At 63.6% G+C, this 15376-nt stretch carries 19 protein-coding genes; 9 read left to right on the top strand and 10 right to left on the bottom strand.

Going from position 1 to position 15376, the window contains the following annotated elements; translation table 11 throughout:
* Window positions 1–27 precede the first annotated feature (27 nt).
* Entirely contained in the window at window positions 28–1119 is a 1092-nt protein-coding gene (locus BFN03_RS12830) for a UDP-N-acetylmuramate dehydrogenase (RefSeq protein WP_070380893.1), read from the bottom strand.
* 24 nt (window positions 1120–1143) lie between these two features.
* Between BFN03_RS12830 and BFN03_RS12835 the strand changes: the two genes are divergently transcribed.
* The 3 genes from BFN03_RS12835 to BFN03_RS12845 are packed head-to-tail and all read left to right on the top strand — an operon-like array spanning window position 1144 to window position 3011.
* Window positions 1144–1641 carry a DUF2505 domain-containing protein gene (locus BFN03_RS12835; protein ID WP_070379317.1) on the top strand — a complete coding sequence of 166 codons (498 nt, stop codon included), beginning with the start codon at window positions 1144–1146 and terminating at the stop codon, window positions 1639–1641.
* 52 nt (window positions 1642–1693) lie between these two features.
* A complete protein-coding gene (locus BFN03_RS12840; protein ID WP_070379318.1) occupies window positions 1694–2194 on the top strand; it encodes a DUF2505 domain-containing protein in 501 nt (166 codons plus the stop codon).
* Window positions 2195–2216: 22 nt separating this feature from the next.
* Window positions 2217–3011 (top strand): methylase, encoded by a 795-nt coding sequence (locus BFN03_RS12845; protein ID WP_070379319.1) that lies wholly within the window; start codon window positions 2217–2219, stop codon window positions 3009–3011.
* A 63-nt stretch (window positions 3012–3074) separates the two neighbouring features.
* Here the strand turns inward: BFN03_RS12845 and BFN03_RS12850 are convergent, their stop codons facing one another.
* On the bottom strand, window positions 3075–3692 hold the full coding sequence (locus BFN03_RS12850) for a type IV toxin-antitoxin system AbiEi family antitoxin domain-containing protein (protein ID WP_070379320.1): 618 nt from the start codon (window positions 3690–3692) through the stop codon (window positions 3075–3077).
* 113 nt (window positions 3693–3805) lie between these two features.
* Between BFN03_RS12850 and BFN03_RS12855 the strand changes: the two genes are divergently transcribed.
* Window positions 3806–4576: an LmeA family phospholipid-binding protein gene (locus BFN03_RS12855; RefSeq protein ID WP_070379321.1), complete on the top strand. Its 771-nt coding sequence runs from the start codon at window positions 3806–3808 to the stop codon at window positions 4574–4576.
* A 10-nt stretch (window positions 4577–4586) separates the two neighbouring features.
* On the opposite strand, the gene deoC is transcribed toward BFN03_RS12855, so the two are convergent.
* Window positions 4587–5252, bottom strand: coding sequence for a deoxyribose-phosphate aldolase (gene deoC / locus BFN03_RS12860; protein ID WP_070379322.1), 666 nt, complete (start codon window positions 5250–5252; stop codon window positions 4587–4589).
* Window positions 5253–5333: 81 nt separating this feature from the next.
* On the opposite strand from deoC, the gene BFN03_RS12865 reads away from it, so the two are divergent.
* Window positions 5334–6167 carry a class I SAM-dependent methyltransferase gene (locus BFN03_RS12865; RefSeq protein ID WP_070379323.1) on the top strand — a complete coding sequence of 278 codons (834 nt, stop codon included), beginning with the start codon at window positions 5334–5336 and terminating at the stop codon, window positions 6165–6167.
* Between the two features lie 12 nt (window positions 6168–6179).
* Complete coding sequence (gene purU / locus BFN03_RS12870) at window positions 6180–7064, top strand: formyltetrahydrofolate deformylase (protein WP_070379324.1); 885 nt, start codon at window positions 6180–6182, stop codon at window positions 7062–7064.
* 49 nt (window positions 7065–7113) lie between these two features.
* On the opposite strand, the gene BFN03_RS12875 is transcribed toward purU, so the two are convergent.
* From BFN03_RS12875 to BFN03_RS12895, 5 genes are all read right to left on the bottom strand, one after another.
* Window positions 7114–8163, bottom strand: coding sequence for an alpha/beta fold hydrolase (locus BFN03_RS12875; RefSeq protein ID WP_070379325.1), 1050 nt, complete (start codon window positions 8161–8163; stop codon window positions 7114–7116).
* Window positions 8164–8239: 76 nt separating this feature from the next.
* Entirely contained in the window at window positions 8240–8533 is a 294-nt protein-coding gene (locus BFN03_RS12880; protein ID WP_070379326.1) for a DUF2516 family protein, read from the bottom strand.
* A gap of 97 nt (window positions 8534–8630) precedes the next feature.
* Window positions 8631–9455 carry a major lipid droplet protein TadA gene (gene tadA / locus BFN03_RS12885; RefSeq protein WP_070379327.1) on the bottom strand — a complete coding sequence of 275 codons (825 nt, stop codon included), beginning with the start codon at window positions 9453–9455 and terminating at the stop codon, window positions 8631–8633.
* Window positions 9448–9984, bottom strand: coding sequence for a helix-turn-helix domain-containing protein (locus BFN03_RS12890; protein ID WP_070379328.1), 537 nt, complete (start codon window positions 9982–9984; stop codon window positions 9448–9450). Before BFN03_RS12890 ends, tadA begins: the two co-directional genes overlap by 8 nt.
* Window positions 9985–10077: 93 nt before the next feature.
* Complete coding sequence (locus tag BFN03_RS12895; protein ID WP_084385777.1) at window positions 10078–11349, bottom strand: DUF445 domain-containing protein; 1272 nt, start codon at window positions 11347–11349, stop codon at window positions 10078–10080.
* A 181-nt stretch (window positions 11350–11530) separates the two neighbouring features.
* On the opposite strand from BFN03_RS12895, the gene BFN03_RS12900 reads away from it, so the two are divergent.
* Together BFN03_RS12900 and BFN03_RS12905 are read left to right on the top strand one after the other, a co-directional pair.
* A complete protein-coding gene (locus BFN03_RS12900; protein ID WP_070380894.1) occupies window positions 11531–12220 on the top strand; it encodes a TetR/AcrR family transcriptional regulator in 690 nt (229 codons plus the stop codon).
* 161 nt (window positions 12221–12381) lie between these two features.
* Window positions 12382–13242, top strand: a complete 861-nt coding sequence (locus BFN03_RS12905) for a PPK2 family polyphosphate kinase (RefSeq protein ID WP_070379330.1) — start codon at window positions 12382–12384, stop codon at window positions 13240–13242.
* Between the two features lie 42 nt (window positions 13243–13284).
* Here BFN03_RS12905 and BFN03_RS12910 read toward each other — a convergent pair whose 3' ends face one another.
* A complete protein-coding gene (locus tag BFN03_RS12910) occupies window positions 13285–13506 on the bottom strand; it encodes a hypothetical protein (RefSeq protein ID WP_070379331.1) in 222 nt (73 codons plus the stop codon).
* Between the two features lie 230 nt (window positions 13507–13736).
* Between BFN03_RS12910 and BFN03_RS12915 the strand changes: the two genes are divergently transcribed.
* The gene (locus BFN03_RS12915) at window positions 13737–14951 is read left to right on the top strand and encodes a glycosyltransferase (RefSeq protein WP_070380895.1); all 1215 of its coding nucleotides are present in this window, start codon (window positions 13737–13739) and stop codon (window positions 14949–14951) included.
* A gap of 34 nt (window positions 14952–14985) precedes the next feature.
* Here the strand turns inward: BFN03_RS12915 and BFN03_RS12920 are convergent, their stop codons facing one another.
* Window positions 14986–15363 carry an STAS domain-containing protein gene (locus BFN03_RS12920; protein ID WP_232320253.1) on the bottom strand — a complete coding sequence of 126 codons (378 nt, stop codon included), beginning with the start codon at window positions 15361–15363 and terminating at the stop codon, window positions 14986–14988.
* Window positions 15364–15376: the final 13 nt, after the last annotated feature.

The raw sequence follows: 15376 nt of genomic DNA on the forward strand, positions 1-15376 counted from the left end.
GCTCGGGGCAATCTCGGAGAATCGATCTCAGAGATCACAGCCCACCGTCACCGGTTCCGGGTCCAGACGCACCCCGAAGGCGGCCAGGACTCCCTTGCGAACATCGCGGGCGAGTGCCAGTAAGTCTGCACTCGTTGCGGTGCCGCGGTTGGTCAGGGCGAGTGCATGCTTCGTCGAGAGCCTGGCCACCGCGCCTTCGCCGGGATACCCCTTCGTGAAGCCGGCCCGCTCGATCAGCCAGCCCGCCGACAGCTTCGTTCCGCCGTCTGCCGGGTACTGCGGTACAGCGACGTCGCCGAGTCGGGCCTCGATGGCGCCGAGGACACGCGTCAACTCGGCGTCGGTCACCACCGGGTTGGTGAAGAACGACCCTGCGCTCCACGTGTCGTGATCGGCAGGGTCGAGCACCATGCCCTTGCCTCGGCGCAGGTCCAGCACGGCGTCGCGGACCTGCGCCGACGGCAGCCGACAGCCTTCCGGTGCGTCGAGCGCAGCGGCCAGCTCCCGATAGCGCAGCGGCTCGCTGAGGCCGTCTGGATGCACTGCTAATTCCACCTCCAGCACCAGGGCGGCGTCCGAGTGCTTGAGGATGCTGGTGCGGTAGCCGAGACCGAGGGCCTCGGGCTCGACCCAGCGGGTCTCGCCGGTAGTCCGGTCGAGTAGATGCACACGTCTGAGCATCGAGCCCACCTCGACTCCGTATGCGCCGACGTTTTGTACCGGAGTGGCCCCGGTCGACCCTGGAATTCCCGACAGACACTCGAGTCCCCCCAGCTCCGCGTCGACAACCTGGGCAACCACCCGGTCCCACTCGACACCCGCATCGGCCCTGACGGCATCCTCATCGATCCTGACAGCGGTGTTGGACACCCGAACCACCACACCGTCGAACCCGTCGTCACCGATCACCAGATTGGAACCCCCGGCCAGAATCAGAGTCGGGATGTTCGAGGAGTCGAGGAGACGGACGACGTCCACGAGGATCTCGGTCGTGGCGCACTCCGCCACCACCCGTGCCCGCCCTCCGACGCGCAACGTGGTCAGTCCCGACAGCTCGAGGTTCTCGGACACGAAGGCGCCCGAATCGACAAGTTGGCCGACAATGCTCAGATCCCACACAAGGCAAACGGTAGCCTGCGGGTCGTGAGCCGCCGCATAGTGCATTCCTCGTCCTACTCGTTTCCCGCCGCCGAGGTACATGCGGCCCTGACCGACGAGCAGTACTGGCGCGACCGACTCGAGCAGGTCGGGGGGCCGGGGGCCGCTCTAGAGCAGGTGACAACGGGCCCAGGCACCATCTCGGTGTCGATGTCGCAGACCATCCCGGCCGAGCACCTGCCCGGCATCGTCACGAAGATCCGGCCCGGCGATCTGTTGATCAAACGCACCGAAACATGGAACGCGCTCGTCGGCGAGCGCGCCGCCTGCACGTTCACGGCCGAAGTCGAGGGCGCTCCCGCCACCATCTCCGGCACCCAGACGATGACCAGTATCGGCACGGGGTCGAAGGTGCAGCTAGATGGCAGGGCGGAGGTCAAGATCCCGCTGATCGGCGGCAAGATCGAAGGCGCAATCGCAGACGAAGTGCTGCGCCTGATCGAGAAGGAGCAGGAGTTCACTCATCGGTGGCTCGGTTCCTGACCTGTGGCAGACACCGCTCGCGGTCGGCCCCAGCCCGGTAACCTAGGCCATCATGGCTCGCCGCATCGACTACTCAGCACGGTACAAGCACACCCCCGAACAGGTGTACAGCGCATTCACCGACCGGGACTACTGGGATGCCCGCATCGAAGAGATGCGGAAGTACTCGGAGAATCATATCGAGCAGTTCGAGGTCACAGACGACGGTATCGCCGTCGTCCTGCACCACATCCTGCCGCGCACGAGTCTTCCGGATATCGCGCAGAGCGTGATCAAGAAAGACATGGTCATCACCCGCAAGGAGTTCTACACGCCTTTCGGAGAACCGACGACAGGCACGTACGAGGCGTCGATTCCGGCGGGGCCGGGCAGTCTCACCGGCAACATGAAGTTGTTCGCCACCGACAACGGGTGCACGTTCCGCACCACGTCGGAGGCCAAGGTGTATTTGCCCTTCATCGGCGGCAAGCTCGAACAGTTGATGCTCGTCAATCTCGTCGACCTCTTCCGTACCGAGGCGGAGGTCACCGAAGAGTGGTTGTCGCAGCGCTGACGAGCACTCTCGACAAGTTTTCATGACTTCCGCAGCATTGCGGCGACCTCACGGCGTCATCACCCGTGGCACGACCGGCATCAACCGACTGCGTCGCAGTGACCGATGGCTGGTTCACGATCCTCTGGTACGGCGGGCACTGAACGACGCCGCGGACCCACTCGTGGTCGATCTCGGGTACGGCGCCCGCCCGCACACAACATTCGAGCTCGCGGATCGACTCACTGCGGTACGGAGGGACCGCCGGGTCGTGGGTCTCGAGATCGACCCGGAGCGCGTAGTCGAGAACAGGAACGGGGTGAGTTTCGCCCGCGGCGGGTTCGAACTCTCCGGGCTCCGGCCCGTGCTCGTCCGAGCGTTCAATGTGCTGCGCCAATACCCCGAGGATGCGGTCGGGCCTGCTTGGGCACGTATGCAGTCCGGGCTCGCGCCGGGCGGCCTGATCATCGACGGAACCTGTGACGAGCTCGGCCGACGCTGCGCCTGGGTACTGCTCGACGCCCAACGACCTCTGTCTCTGACGCTCGCGTGGGACCCCTTCGACATCGACAGACCCTCCGACATCGCCGAACGCCTTCCGAAGGCCCTGATCCATCGCAACGTCCCTGGCGAGCCGGTTCACGACCTACTCACGGCAGCCGACCGCGCTTGGGCCACGGCGGCGCCACACGCCGCGTTCGGGCCTCGAATACGGTGGCGATCTTCTTTGGAACTCCTTCGCGCGCAGGGACTTCCGGTGCAGAGTCAGAGACATCGACGGCGTGACAACATCCTCACCGTTCCCTGGTCAGTGGTCGCTCCCCACACAGCCGATTAGCCCGCGCGACATCAGGCGATGCGCTCTGTTCGCGAAACATGTTGTGCCGGTGTGCAGGCGGGGTCAAGTGCAGGCGGCCAGAGCGCGTTCGACCCTCTGCGCCACCTGCCCCGGCAGCGACCCGCATTCGCGCTGCAACGCACTCGCGCTCAGCCGACCGATCGCGACTCCGTCGGCGACTACCTCGTCGAGCAACTCCTGCGAGATACCGCTGGCCGCGAGATCGAGTGCGGTGCGCTTCGGCGTCGTGATGCGAAGCGGGCCGACCTGCTCGACCTCCTCGGGGCCCAGCGACCGCCGATGCAACGCCAATTGCTGCGTCGGCGACGGCGGCGACAGCACCGTGGAGAGATGGATGAATCTCGGGTAGAGGTGCCCGAGACCGTGGAGTTCGGCCGCACTTTGGTGCGAGACCGCCGCCGCGGCACCGAACCAGGTGCACCACTTCGCGAACTCTTCGAGGTCGGAGCGCGGACAATCCCTCAACCGGAACAGGTCTCGCTCGATCTTGACCCACGACCCGTCGGCGAGGTGCTCGCCGATGTCCGAGGCTGCAAAGCCGAGGCGAAGCACTTGCGTCGTGGTGAAGTACCCCGCCTGAGCCATCGCGGCGCGGGTCAGTTCTTCAACCACACCTTCTCGCTCCGGGTCACCGGAACGCGGTGCCAACCATCCGGGCATTTCCCTAGATTACTGGCCGACTATGGTGTACATCACATTTTCCTCAGATCTCAGTGATCAATCACCGCCGCATTCACAGAATTCGTTCAGAGTTGTCGGGAAGAATCCCTGCAATGGCAGCCCGAACGAACTCCGCCGCACCCCGAAGCAACCGGGTGCTCATCATCTCTCTGACCGTGATCGTCACACTCGTGGCGGTCCTCGTGGCCGGCGAGCTCTACGTGCGCCACAACGTGAAGACCTGCATGGCGGACCAGTTCGAGAGTCAACTCGGCTCGCAGGTCGATGTCGGGCTGAGTTGGAAGCCCGTTCTTCTCCAGTCGATCGACAAGAACACCCCCTACATCACCATCGACAGCGACGACACGAGGTTTGGCCCAGCAGAGGGAATGCAGGTACACGCCCGAATCAACGACATCCGGATCGAGGACAACGCCGACAGCAGCGGCACGATCGGCAGCTCCGAGGCAAGTGTCAACTGGTCCACCGAAGGCATTCTCACAACACTGCAACAGCAGACATTCGGCTCGCTGATCAGCGGAGTGACCGCCGATTCCAACGCGGGAACATTGAAGTTCGACGTCGGCCCTGCCGGGCTGGCCGGTCTGACAGTCAAACCCACCGTCTCAAACGGAACAGTTGATGTGGAGACAGTAGGCGCGGAGATCCTCGGGTTCGGACTTCCCACTGATCTCGTGGACGGCATCGTCCAAACCCTCACGTCGAGCCTGCAGACCTACCCACTCGGCATGCAACCGACCTCGTTGCAGGTCACCGACGACGCCATCAACATCACACTCGACGGCGGACCGTACACGATGCCGCCCGCCGATACCGCTGCGCAACAGCAACAGCAACAGAGCAGCTGCGGAATTCTGCTCTGATCGAACGGCGTCAGTCGGGCAACCCGTCCAGAACGGCACGGGTTCTCGACAATCCCAGCCGCGTCGCTCCGGCCGCGATCATGTCGAGTGCGACCTCGGCGGTACGGATTCCTCCGCTCGCCTTGACCCCGATCCGCCCGCCGACGGTCTGAGCCATCAGTCGCACTGCCTCCACCGTTGCTCCACCCGCGGGATGGAATCCGGTGGACGTCTTCACGAAGTCCGCACCCGCCTGTTCGGCCGCTTGGCACGCCCGGACGATCATCTCGTCGGTGAGCGCCGCTGTCTCGAGAATTACCTTGAGCACCGCGTTCTCGCCGACTGCCTCCCGCACCGTGAGGACATCGGCGAGCACGGCGTTGAAGTCGCCGGCCACCGCTGCACCGATGTCGATCACCATGTCGATTTCCTGCGCGCCCTGATCCACGGCCAGCCGTGCCTCGGCGCCTTTGACCAGCGAGTGGTGTTTTCCCGAAGGGAATCCGACCACCGCAGCCGTCACCAAGCCAGGGGCCCGTATCGGCAACATCGAGGGCGACACGCAAACGGCGAGTACGCCGAGAGAACGGGCTTCGTCGATCAGCGCGTTGACGTCGTCGACGGTTGCTTGGGGTGCGAGAAGCGTGTGGTCGACGAGATCGGCCACTTGCGAACGGGTCAATGGGGCGTCGGGCATACAGTGAGCTTGGCACAGCGGCTTGACGAGCACGCGGCACCACCCCTGACATTGCCGGAATACACCCCTAGCATCGCGGGTATGAGTGATCTGGGATCGACCTTCGACGAGGCTCGGCAGGAATTCGCCCGTCTCACGACGGCAGTATGGGCGCCGGCGGGCCAGTCTCTCGTCTTCCAACTCGGCCTGCGACCGGGAGACGCTGTTCTCGACGTGTGCTGCGGCGCAGGATCTTCGGCGATTCCGGCGGCCGCAGCGGTGGGTCAGTCCGGGCTCGTCCACGCGGTCGACCTGGCTGATGAACTACTCGAACAGGGACGACTGAACGCCTCCGAACGTGGGCTGCAGAACATCGAATTCGTCTGCGCAGACGCGACCGAATGGGAGCCACCGAGCACCGTCCCACAACTCGGCTACGACGGTCTCGCGTGTTCCTACGGAGTGTTCTTCCTGCCCCACATGGACGCGGCGTTCACTCGGCTGGCCGGCCTGGTTCGACCCGGCGGCAAGATCGGAATCACCGTGTGGAGGCGTGGTGCGGTGTGCGAGTTCGCAGACACCTTCCTCGACGCGGTCGCGCGGCACGGCGAACGCAGCATAGGCCCAGCCGGGGCCGCGTTCGACATTCTCGAGCGCATGGACACCCCCGACCGTCTCCACCAGTGGCTTGCCGGGCTCGGTGCCCACGCGACCGAGGTCCGGGAACTGTCCAACATCATCCCCGCGACCCCCGAGTTCGCCTGGGACGCTGTCCTCGGTGGACCCCTTCGCGGGGCACTGTCCTCGTTCGACGCACACACCATCGAGGCGATCCGCCGCGATTTCCTCGAGCTACTCACCGACCGTGCGATTCACGACATCGACGCCGGGACGCTGGTCGGGACCGCTACCACGAATGAGCCGAACGCAACCTGAGAGACTGATGCCATGAACGCTGCTTCGATCGAGGACCACCGGTACGTTCTATCCCTCGGTTGCCCTGACCGCACCGGCATCGTCGCCCGCATTTCGACGTTTCTCGCCGAGGTGGGGGGCTGGATCGTCGAGGCGGCCTACCACGCCGACGCCGACACGGGTTGGTTCTTCACCCGTCAGGCGGTGCGGGCTTCCTCGGTCGGGATGTCCATAGATGAACTTCGGGAGCGCTTCGCGCCCGTCGCCGCAGAACTCGGCCCCGAAACGGAATGGACGGTGTCCGACACAGGAGCACGCAAGCGCGTGGTGCTGCTCGTCAGCAAAGAGGCCCACTGCCTCCACGACCTGTTGGGGCGTGCCGCAGGTGGTGAGTTGCCCGCCGAGGTCTGCGCCGTGATCGGCAACCACCGCGATCTCGAAAGCGTCTCACGAGCGCACGGCATCGACTTCCACCACGTCCCCTTCTCGAAGGATCCCGCAGAGCGGGGACCTTCGTTCGAACGGGTGCGTGAACTCGTCGATGCACACGACCCTCACGCCATCGTGCTGGCACGTTTCATGCAGGTGCTGCCGCCAGCGCTCTGCGAGAACTGGGCCGGCCGCGCCATCAACATCCATCACAGCTTCCTGCCCTCGTTCGTCGGCGCCCGCCCGTACCACCAGGCGTTCGCGCGCGGGGTAAAACTCATAGGCGCAACCTGCCACTACGTGACTGCGGAACTCGACGCGGGCCCCATCATCGAACAGGACGTGATCCGTGTCGACCACGCAGACGAGGTCGCCGACATGGTCCGGCAGGGCCGCGACATCGAGAAACTCGTTCTCTCCCGTGGCCTTCGCTGGCATCTCGAGGATCGCGTCCTGGTGCACGGGCGAAAGACGGTGGTGTTCAGCTAGCACTGGTACGGGATCGGGGCAATGCGGTAGGCAACTGGCGCTCGAGGTGCTATAGGTTTCGCAGATGCACGATCTCCCGATCGAACTCGTCGATGTTCTCCACCGAACTCATGTGACCGACACCGGGAAGAACGACGAGGCGCTCGAGGTTTCCGGCCTCGTCCAACATTCGAGCAAGCCTGCGCGAGTGGACCGGCGGGGTCAATCGGTCCCCGGATCCGACGAGCACCGTGGTCGGGACGCTCAGATTCTCCAACGCCTCATGGATATCCAGGCCACTGAGTGCCGCACCCCAGTTGCCGCGAATACGTGGATCACAATCGCGAACGATCTTCTCGCAAAACTGAACTTCGTCGCGCGAAGCGTTCGGTGACATCGCCGCATACTGGAGCGCGCGCGTCGTCGCAGGCGAAGAGACAAGCGGCACGGGTGAACTCAGCAATGCCCGGCCGACCGGTACCGGGACCCGAGGAAATCGGTTCGGGAGTGGGAGCACGGTGGTGTCTGCGATGAGCCGATCGCACGCTGTGCTGGCCAGCAGTACAGCCGAGGCGTACCTGTTCACCTGATCGGGGTGCCGACCCGCCCAGGCCATGACGCTCATGCCGCCCATGCTGTGACCGACGATCACAGCCTTCTTGTGTCCGTTGACCGACGCATTCGGCACAGTCGCTTTCAAGACCGCTGACAAGTCGTCCCCGAGAACTCCCGGGCTGAAAGCGAGCGAGCCCGCCGTGCTGCGGCCGTGTCCGCGTTGGTCATAGGTGATCACGCGATACTCACCAGCCAGTGCGTTCACCTGCGGGTACCAGTACTCGCAGGAACAGGCCCAACCGTGGCTCAGCACAATGGGTTCGCCGCCCTGAGGTCCGTAGGCTTGGACGTGGAGCGTGGCTCCGTCGTCGGTGAGGATCTCCATCACGTCGGGTTGCAGGCTCGGGGTGCGGAGCAATTCGTTCCGCAAGGTCGCCGACGTGGATGTCATCTCTCGGGTCGTGCGCCTGTAGCGGGCCACCGCTGCAGCTGCGGTGACTAGGATGGCCGCCCCTGCAACCCCGACGAGTACCTCACGGCCCGTGATACGCGAACTGCCGAACATGCCCACCCCTGACTTGATTCATACCCGTTGGGTCGGTTGACTGTGTGCTCTGCGCCGGAAGCGCTGAAGGTGGGTCCTACCTGCGCGGGCCGCGCTGTATGTCATCAACGCGTGGACGCACGTCCACCAGATAGACACACACGGCAATCACCGCAATGATGCCCAGCAAACTTACCGGCGGGAAAATCAGCAGGACGAGGAGCGCGGCGACGAGGATGCCCAGCCAGATCGGCTTGGTCAACTTGTCCACGGCCGTAAACGCGTCTTTGCGCTGGCGGGCCGCGTGAAACACCGCGAAACCCGCACCACCGAGCGCAATGATCTGAAGTACGAAAAAGATCAGCGAAATGATGCCGTCAACTTGAATCACACCCCCATACTACGAGGTCGAAGGCTCTCGGCCCCCGCGTTGAACACGCGGGGGCCGAAAGATATCAACGACCTCGCCGATGCTCTCGGCGCTGGGATCAAGCCTTCTTGGCTGGAGCCTTCTTGGCCGGACCGCTTGCGGCCTTGGCCGGAGCAGCCTTCTTCGCGGCGGGAGCCTTGGCCGGCGCAGCCTTCTTCGCGGCGGGAGCCTTGGCCGGCGCAGCCTTCTCGGTGCGAGCCTGGACATCGTCGGCGACTGCAGTCACACGATCGGCGGCGTCCTTCGATGCCTCCTCGACCTGATCGCCGAGGTCGAGAACCTTCAGCGCAGCATCGTCGCCGGCGTCGGCAATGACCTCGCCGAGGCCCTCGGCGGTGTCGGAGATACGTCCCGAAGCGAGGCCTGCAAGCTTGGCAGCCTGCTCGCCCACGGCGCGGGTCTGGCGTGCCACGGTGCCGAGAGCTTCCTCGGTCAGCTCGACGGCGTCACCGAAAGCGGTCTCGGCCCTGACGATGCTCTCCTCGACCGCGGGCTGCTTGCGGATGCGCTCGACAGTGTCTTCGCCACGCTCCGCAAGGGACGTGTACAGGTCGGATGCGACCTTGAGGTAGGCCTCGGCAACCTTGCGCAGTTCCTCCGGGGTGAACTTCTCCCGCAGCTCGGCGAGCTCCTCGGGCAGCTCGGAGGGCAGCCCCGCGAGACGATCGCGGAGGTTCTCGACGCTCTCGGTGACCTCTTCCTGCAGCCCGGCGAAGCGCTCGCGGGCGTCTCCGACGCGCTCTTCGACATCACCCTGGGTGCTCTCGGCGCGCGAGCGAGCCTGGGCCACGACGTCTGCGACGGCCTGCACCACGACATCTCCGGCGCCTACCGCTGCGTACAGCGAGGTCTTGGCTCTGTCGATGGTCTTCAGGTCAGTCATCGGCTTTCTCCTGTTCAATGTGGTGGGATTCTGGTTCCGGCGTCTGGGAATCAGAACGCTGGGGTTCTTCTGTTCGAGGCTCGGACGTCCGCTCTTCGGTCGCAAGCTTGGATTCCGGGGGGCCACCCGCTTCCGCCGCGTCGTTCTCCCGACGGAACGACTCATAGATTTCGAGCAGCACCTGCTTTTGCCGCTCGGTGATCGCCGTATCAGCGAGTAGGGCATCACGGACAGGACCGTGCGGCCGTTGCTCGAGGTACCCCGCCTGGACATACAGGACCTCCGATGACAGCCGGAGGCCCTTGGCTATCTGTCCGAGCACTTCGGCCGAGGGTTTGCGCAACCCCCGTTCGATCTGACTCAGATACGGATTACTGACGCCGGCTAGCTGCGCCAACTGGCGCATCGACACGTGAGCCGCCTCGCGCTGCGCACGAATGAAGCCGCCGATATCGTGAGCAGCGTTGCTGACTACGCGAGCAGCCAAATCTCCTGCCCCGGCCGCTTCGCAATCCTCGTCGCCTGCCATCAGTCCTCCGTATTGCTGGGCAGAATCAAGCCTAAAGCAGAGTGCTAGCAATTGCAAGCACTCTGCTAGCACCCCCGGACCCGCTAGCGGAGATCAGCCGAACATCAGTGTCGAGAGGGTGTAAATGGCCAGGCCGGCAATCGCACCGACCACAGCGCCGTTGATGCGGATGAACTGCAGGTCCCTGCCCACCTGGAGTTCGATCTTGGCGGACGTTTCCTCGGCATCCCAGCGCTCCACGGTGTCCGTGATGATCCCGGTGATCTCGTCTGTGTAGTGGTCGACGATGTACCTCGTGCCGGAAAGCACCCAACCGTCGATCTTGGCCCTGAGTTCGTGCTCGTCACGCAATCGCTCGCCGAACCCGACGACGTTCTCCGCGACCTTGGTGCGCAGCGTGCTGCGTGGGTCATCGACCGACTCCAAGACCAGGCGTTTGGCCACCTTCCAGGTTGCGGCAGCGAGTCCAGTCACCTCCTCGCGACCCATGATCTCGGCCTTGATCTTCTCTGCCTTCTCGATGGTTGCGAGGTCATTTTGCAGGTCGTTGGCGAAATCGACGAGGAAACGGTTGGCCGCCTGTCGCACTTCGTGCTCGGGATTCGATCTCACCTTCCAAGTGAATTCGACCAGTTCCCTGTGAATCTTCTCGCCGAGCATCGCATCCACGAACTTGGGCGACCACGCGGGCGAGTCACGGCTGATGACCCGGTCGATGGTCTCCTGGCTGCCCAGCGCCCACTGGTGTGCACGCTCGGCAAGTAGATCCAGGATTGGGAGTTGCCGATTCTCACGCAGAAGTTCAGCGAGAACGCGGCCGATCGGCGGCCCCCACCGCGGCTCGGCGAGCCTGCGCACGAGGGTGTTGTCGATGATCTGCTGCACGTCCTCATCGCGCAGGACCTCGACAATTCCACGCAGGATCGTGGCCGTCTCGGCCGCGATCCGTTCGGCGTGTTTGGGCTCCGCCATCCAGGTACCCAGCCGCCGTGGGATGTCAGCGGCCTGCACCTTGTCGGAGACCACCTCGGGTGCGAGAAAGTTCTTACCAACGAAACTGCTCAGGCTCGCACCGAGCTGATCCTTCTTGCGCTTGATGATCGCGGTGTGCGGAATCGGCAATCCGAGTGGATGCCGAAAAAGCGCTGTAACGGCGAACCAGTCAGCAAGCGCGCCGACCATCCCGGCCTCCGACGCAGCCCGCACGTACCCGACCCATTCCCCCGCCCCACGCGACTCCTGCCATCGGCAGACCAGGTACACGACGGTGGCGAAGACGAGGAAGCCCGTCGCCACAGCCTTCATCTTGCGAAGGTCGCGTCGCTTCACATCGTCGTCGAAGGCGCCAAGGCTCAGTTGGTCCACAGACGCCATTGTGCCCAAGGGCGGTACCACGACGGCAGGACACACCCGCGCAGGACCCGCATTCTGCAACGGGAGAACTCCAGCCCACTAGGCTGATAGAACATACGAAACGAAACGGATGCGACGAGGCACCGGATGTACGAACGACTATGCGAAAGATCCCGAACAGGTGACCGAGTCTATGACGAAGCTGGACAAAGCAACAAAGCCCGACGGGCGCAAGCGCCGCTGGCGTGAGCACAAGATCGCGCGACGAGAAGAACTCGTAGACGGAACGATTGCGGCCATCCGCCTTCGCGGACGAGACATCGGCATGGATGAAATCGCGTCGGAGATCGGTATCTCCAAGACCGTGCTCTATCGGTACTTCGCGGACAAGAGCGACCTGACGAATGCGACCATGGCGCGTTACGTAGAGACCACGCTCGCGCCGAGGATCTACGAGGCCATCGGTGAAGACCTCGACGACTTCGAGCTGACCCGCGCCACCGTCACCGCGTACGTGGAGACGGTGGCATCGGATCCCGACGTGTACCTGTACATCATGGCCAACGACTCGGGGTCCGGGCGCAACGCGGTGGCCGATTCCGAGCGCTTGATCGCCGACGTCCTCGCCACCGTTCTGGGCGAGCGACTACGCGAAATGGAGATGGACTCCGGCGGAGTAGTCCCGTGGGCGTACGCGATCGTCGGAGGCGTTCAGCTCGCCACACACTGGTGGATCTCCAACCGGTCCATGTCGGTCGAGGCGCTGATCAATTACCTCACGATGATGATCTGGGGCGGCCTGACAGGAATCGCAGAGGTCAGCGGATCGCCCGCGCGTTTCAATTCGATCCCTCACCCTCTGCTTCCACCCGAGAGTGACTGAGTAGCAAGGAGCTTCGCAAGGGGGAGGTACCCCTCCTCCTTGCGAAACCGCCGCGAAAACGCCGGACGTGCCGGATTCTCGCCCGTGATCACCTGAGCCTCAGATGAATTCAATCTCGACTAGTGGTCGTCCAGATAGCTCTCTTGTGGCACTGTTTGCACATGGCAGAGACAAATCGCGATTTCTGGAAGACGCCGGCCGTCGAAATCCTGCGGATGCGTCCCGGGCAGACGATCTCCGAGCTCGACCGAAACGGCACCCCCGGCTTCATCGGCGACAAGTCCGACGGTTTACGCCTCCTCGAGGAACGTGGAACCGACCTGTCCGTGCTGCAGGAGAAGCTGTACGCCAACGGAAGGTCCGGCGACAGACGCTCAATCCTTCTGATTCTTCAAGGCATGGACACCGCGGGTAAAGGCGGAATGGTCCGGCACGTCATCGGACAAGTCGATCCTGGAGGCGTCGACCACGCGTCGTTCGGCGTGCCGACACCGGAGGAGAAGCGCCACCACTACCTGTGGCGAATCAACAAGGCACTCCCCCGCGCCGGCCAGCTGGGAGTGTTCGATCGATCGCATTACGAAGACGTGCTAGTGGTGCGGGTCCACGACCTCGTACCCGAGAGCGTGTGGAGCGGACGCTACGACGAGATCAACCGGTTCGAAAAGGAACTCGTCAGGGGCGGCATGACACTGATCAAGGTTGCCATGTTCGTGTCGTTGGACGAGCAACGGCGGCGGCTCCTCGATCGGCTCAACCGTCCGGACAAGCACTGGAAATACAACCCCGCGGACGTGACCGAACGCAAACTGTGGCCCGCGTACCAGGCTGCGTATCAAACAATGCTCGACAAGACGTCCACCGACTACGCGCCGTGGTACGTCATTCCTTCCGATCGCAAGTGGTACAGCCGGATTGCTGTCACAGAGCTACTCATCGATGCCTTCGAAAAGCTCGACCTCCACTGGCCGGTTGCCAACTTCGACATCGAAACCGAGAAACGACGGCTCGCCAAGTCCTGATCAGCGGTGGCCGGGGACCGGCCGGACCCGCTGAAAATGCAGTCAGAAAATATGCGGTGTCTCGTGATGGAGTCTGTGGTCGTGGCGCACGGTGCCGCCATACAATGCCATCGCCGAAACCACTCCGACGACGCACACGGATCCGGCGATAACGGCCCAACCACCGTTCCCTGAACCCGCGGCAACGAGGAATCCGCCGAGCGCAGCCACCGAGATCAGCACCAGTGCAAAGCTGACCCATGCTGCGAAGAGATTCAGTTTCATGCCATTCACCTCACCTTCGAGGAACTTGTTCCCGAGGCTACGCGCGACCTTCAGCGCTCACAAGAAAAATACTGCTCACCCAGTTACTTTGGGTCAGAAAACAAGTCAGTCGGTTTATAAATTGTAAGTTCGGGAATCCCTTTGGCATGACCGCTATTCATCGCGAACCGAGACCCGCCGTCTGCGGCAAGCAGCCGATGAGAACGGCCAGCACCGGAACCTCACGCCAACTGAGGATTTCGATGGTCTCCGCCAACGCCAGTCCGCTCGATGTGTCGGAAGGCGGTGACATCAGGGGTCAGAACATTCACCTCGCCGAGCTGTCTGCGGCCCTGACGCGGGCAGGTCATGCCGTCACCGTCTACACACGGAAAGACAGCGAGGATCTCCCCACACGCGTAACGGCGCCAGGCGGGTACACCGTCGTTCACGTACCCGCGGGACCGCCGCGGCGGACGTCCGACGAGGAAACCCTTTCGTCGATGGGCGCGTTCGGCGGGTTCCTGAAGTCCGAGTGGGAGAACGAACGGCCTGACATTGTTCACGCTCACTATTGGATGTCGGGGATAGCGACGCAACTGGCGGCCCGCACTCTCGGCATTCCGGCGGTCCAGACGTTTCATGCGCTAGGCGTGGTCGAGCAACGATTCGAGGACACAGAATTGTCTGCCGCGAAGAACCGAATCCGACTGGAGCAGTTGATTGCACGCGGTTCTACGCGAGTGGTGGCCACCTGCACGGAGGAGGTCCTGGAGCTCTCTCACCTGGGTCTTCCGCGCACCCGCACGTCGGTGGTCCCGTCCGGTGTTGATGTCTCCGCGTTCACACCCGAAGGTCGCGTCGACGAAAAGGGCAAGCGTCACCGTCTCGTCATGGCCGGCCGACTGGCGCCGAGCAAGGGCTTCGACACCGCGATCGAAGCGCTCGCCCACTTCCCCGACACCGAGCTCGTCATTGCGGGCGGACCTGCCGCAAGCGATGTCGCTGACGATTCCGAGGCCGCCAGGTTGTTGAAGGTAGCGCGTAATGCAAAGGTGCGAAACAGAGTACGGATCGTCGGAAGGATTCCGAGGGAAGACATGCCCTCGCTATTGCGTTCCGCAGATGCCGTCGTCTGCACACCCTGGTACGAGCCGTTCGGCATGGTGCCCCTCGAAGCAATGGCCTGCGGCACACCAGTTGTGGCGTCTGCAGTGGGCGGAATGCGGGATACAGTGGTGGACGGCATCACGGGACGGCTGATTTCGCCCCGCAACCCGGCCAGGCTCGCCGAAGCCCTGCGACAGCTTTTCGACGACGACGCACTCCGAACCGGATACGGCATGGCGGGTTGCGACCGGGCCCGCGCACGGTATTCGTGGGACCGCGTCGCCACAGACACTCTCCGCGCCTACGGTCGCTGCGTGTCCGCGCCTCCGCGCACCAATCGACCCAGTGCCCAGTGAACGGGAACCGCGCCGGGCTCTCCGCTTCGTACGATCAGGCCGACCGGTCGTGCCAGGCCCCGAGAGCGCTGTCTACGGACGCGAAACACGGGTAGGCCGATTCCCGGCCAGCTGCACGAAGCAGGCGGTAAACGGGACGACCGCAGATGATGGCCCAGGTCCGTCCGTCCCGGATGTTCCTTGTGTGAAGGTCGTCGATTACCACGAGGCCTGCGGTTCCGATGAAGTCCACCCGCGACATGTCGAGTATGAACTGCCCCTCGGGTGAAATCTGGCTGCACACGTAGTCACGGAAGTCCGGCGCACTGAACAAGTCGATCTCGCCTCGTATCCCCACCGACATCACCCCGGAGCCGACCCGCTCGACGCTGAATTCCGTACTCGCCCGGCGTGTCGATGCGAAATCAACCATCGATGACGATATC

The organism is Rhodococcus sp. WMMA185, from assembly GCF_001767395.1.
Classification (GTDB): domain Bacteria; phylum Actinomycetota; class Actinomycetes; order Mycobacteriales; family Mycobacteriaceae; genus Rhodococcus_F.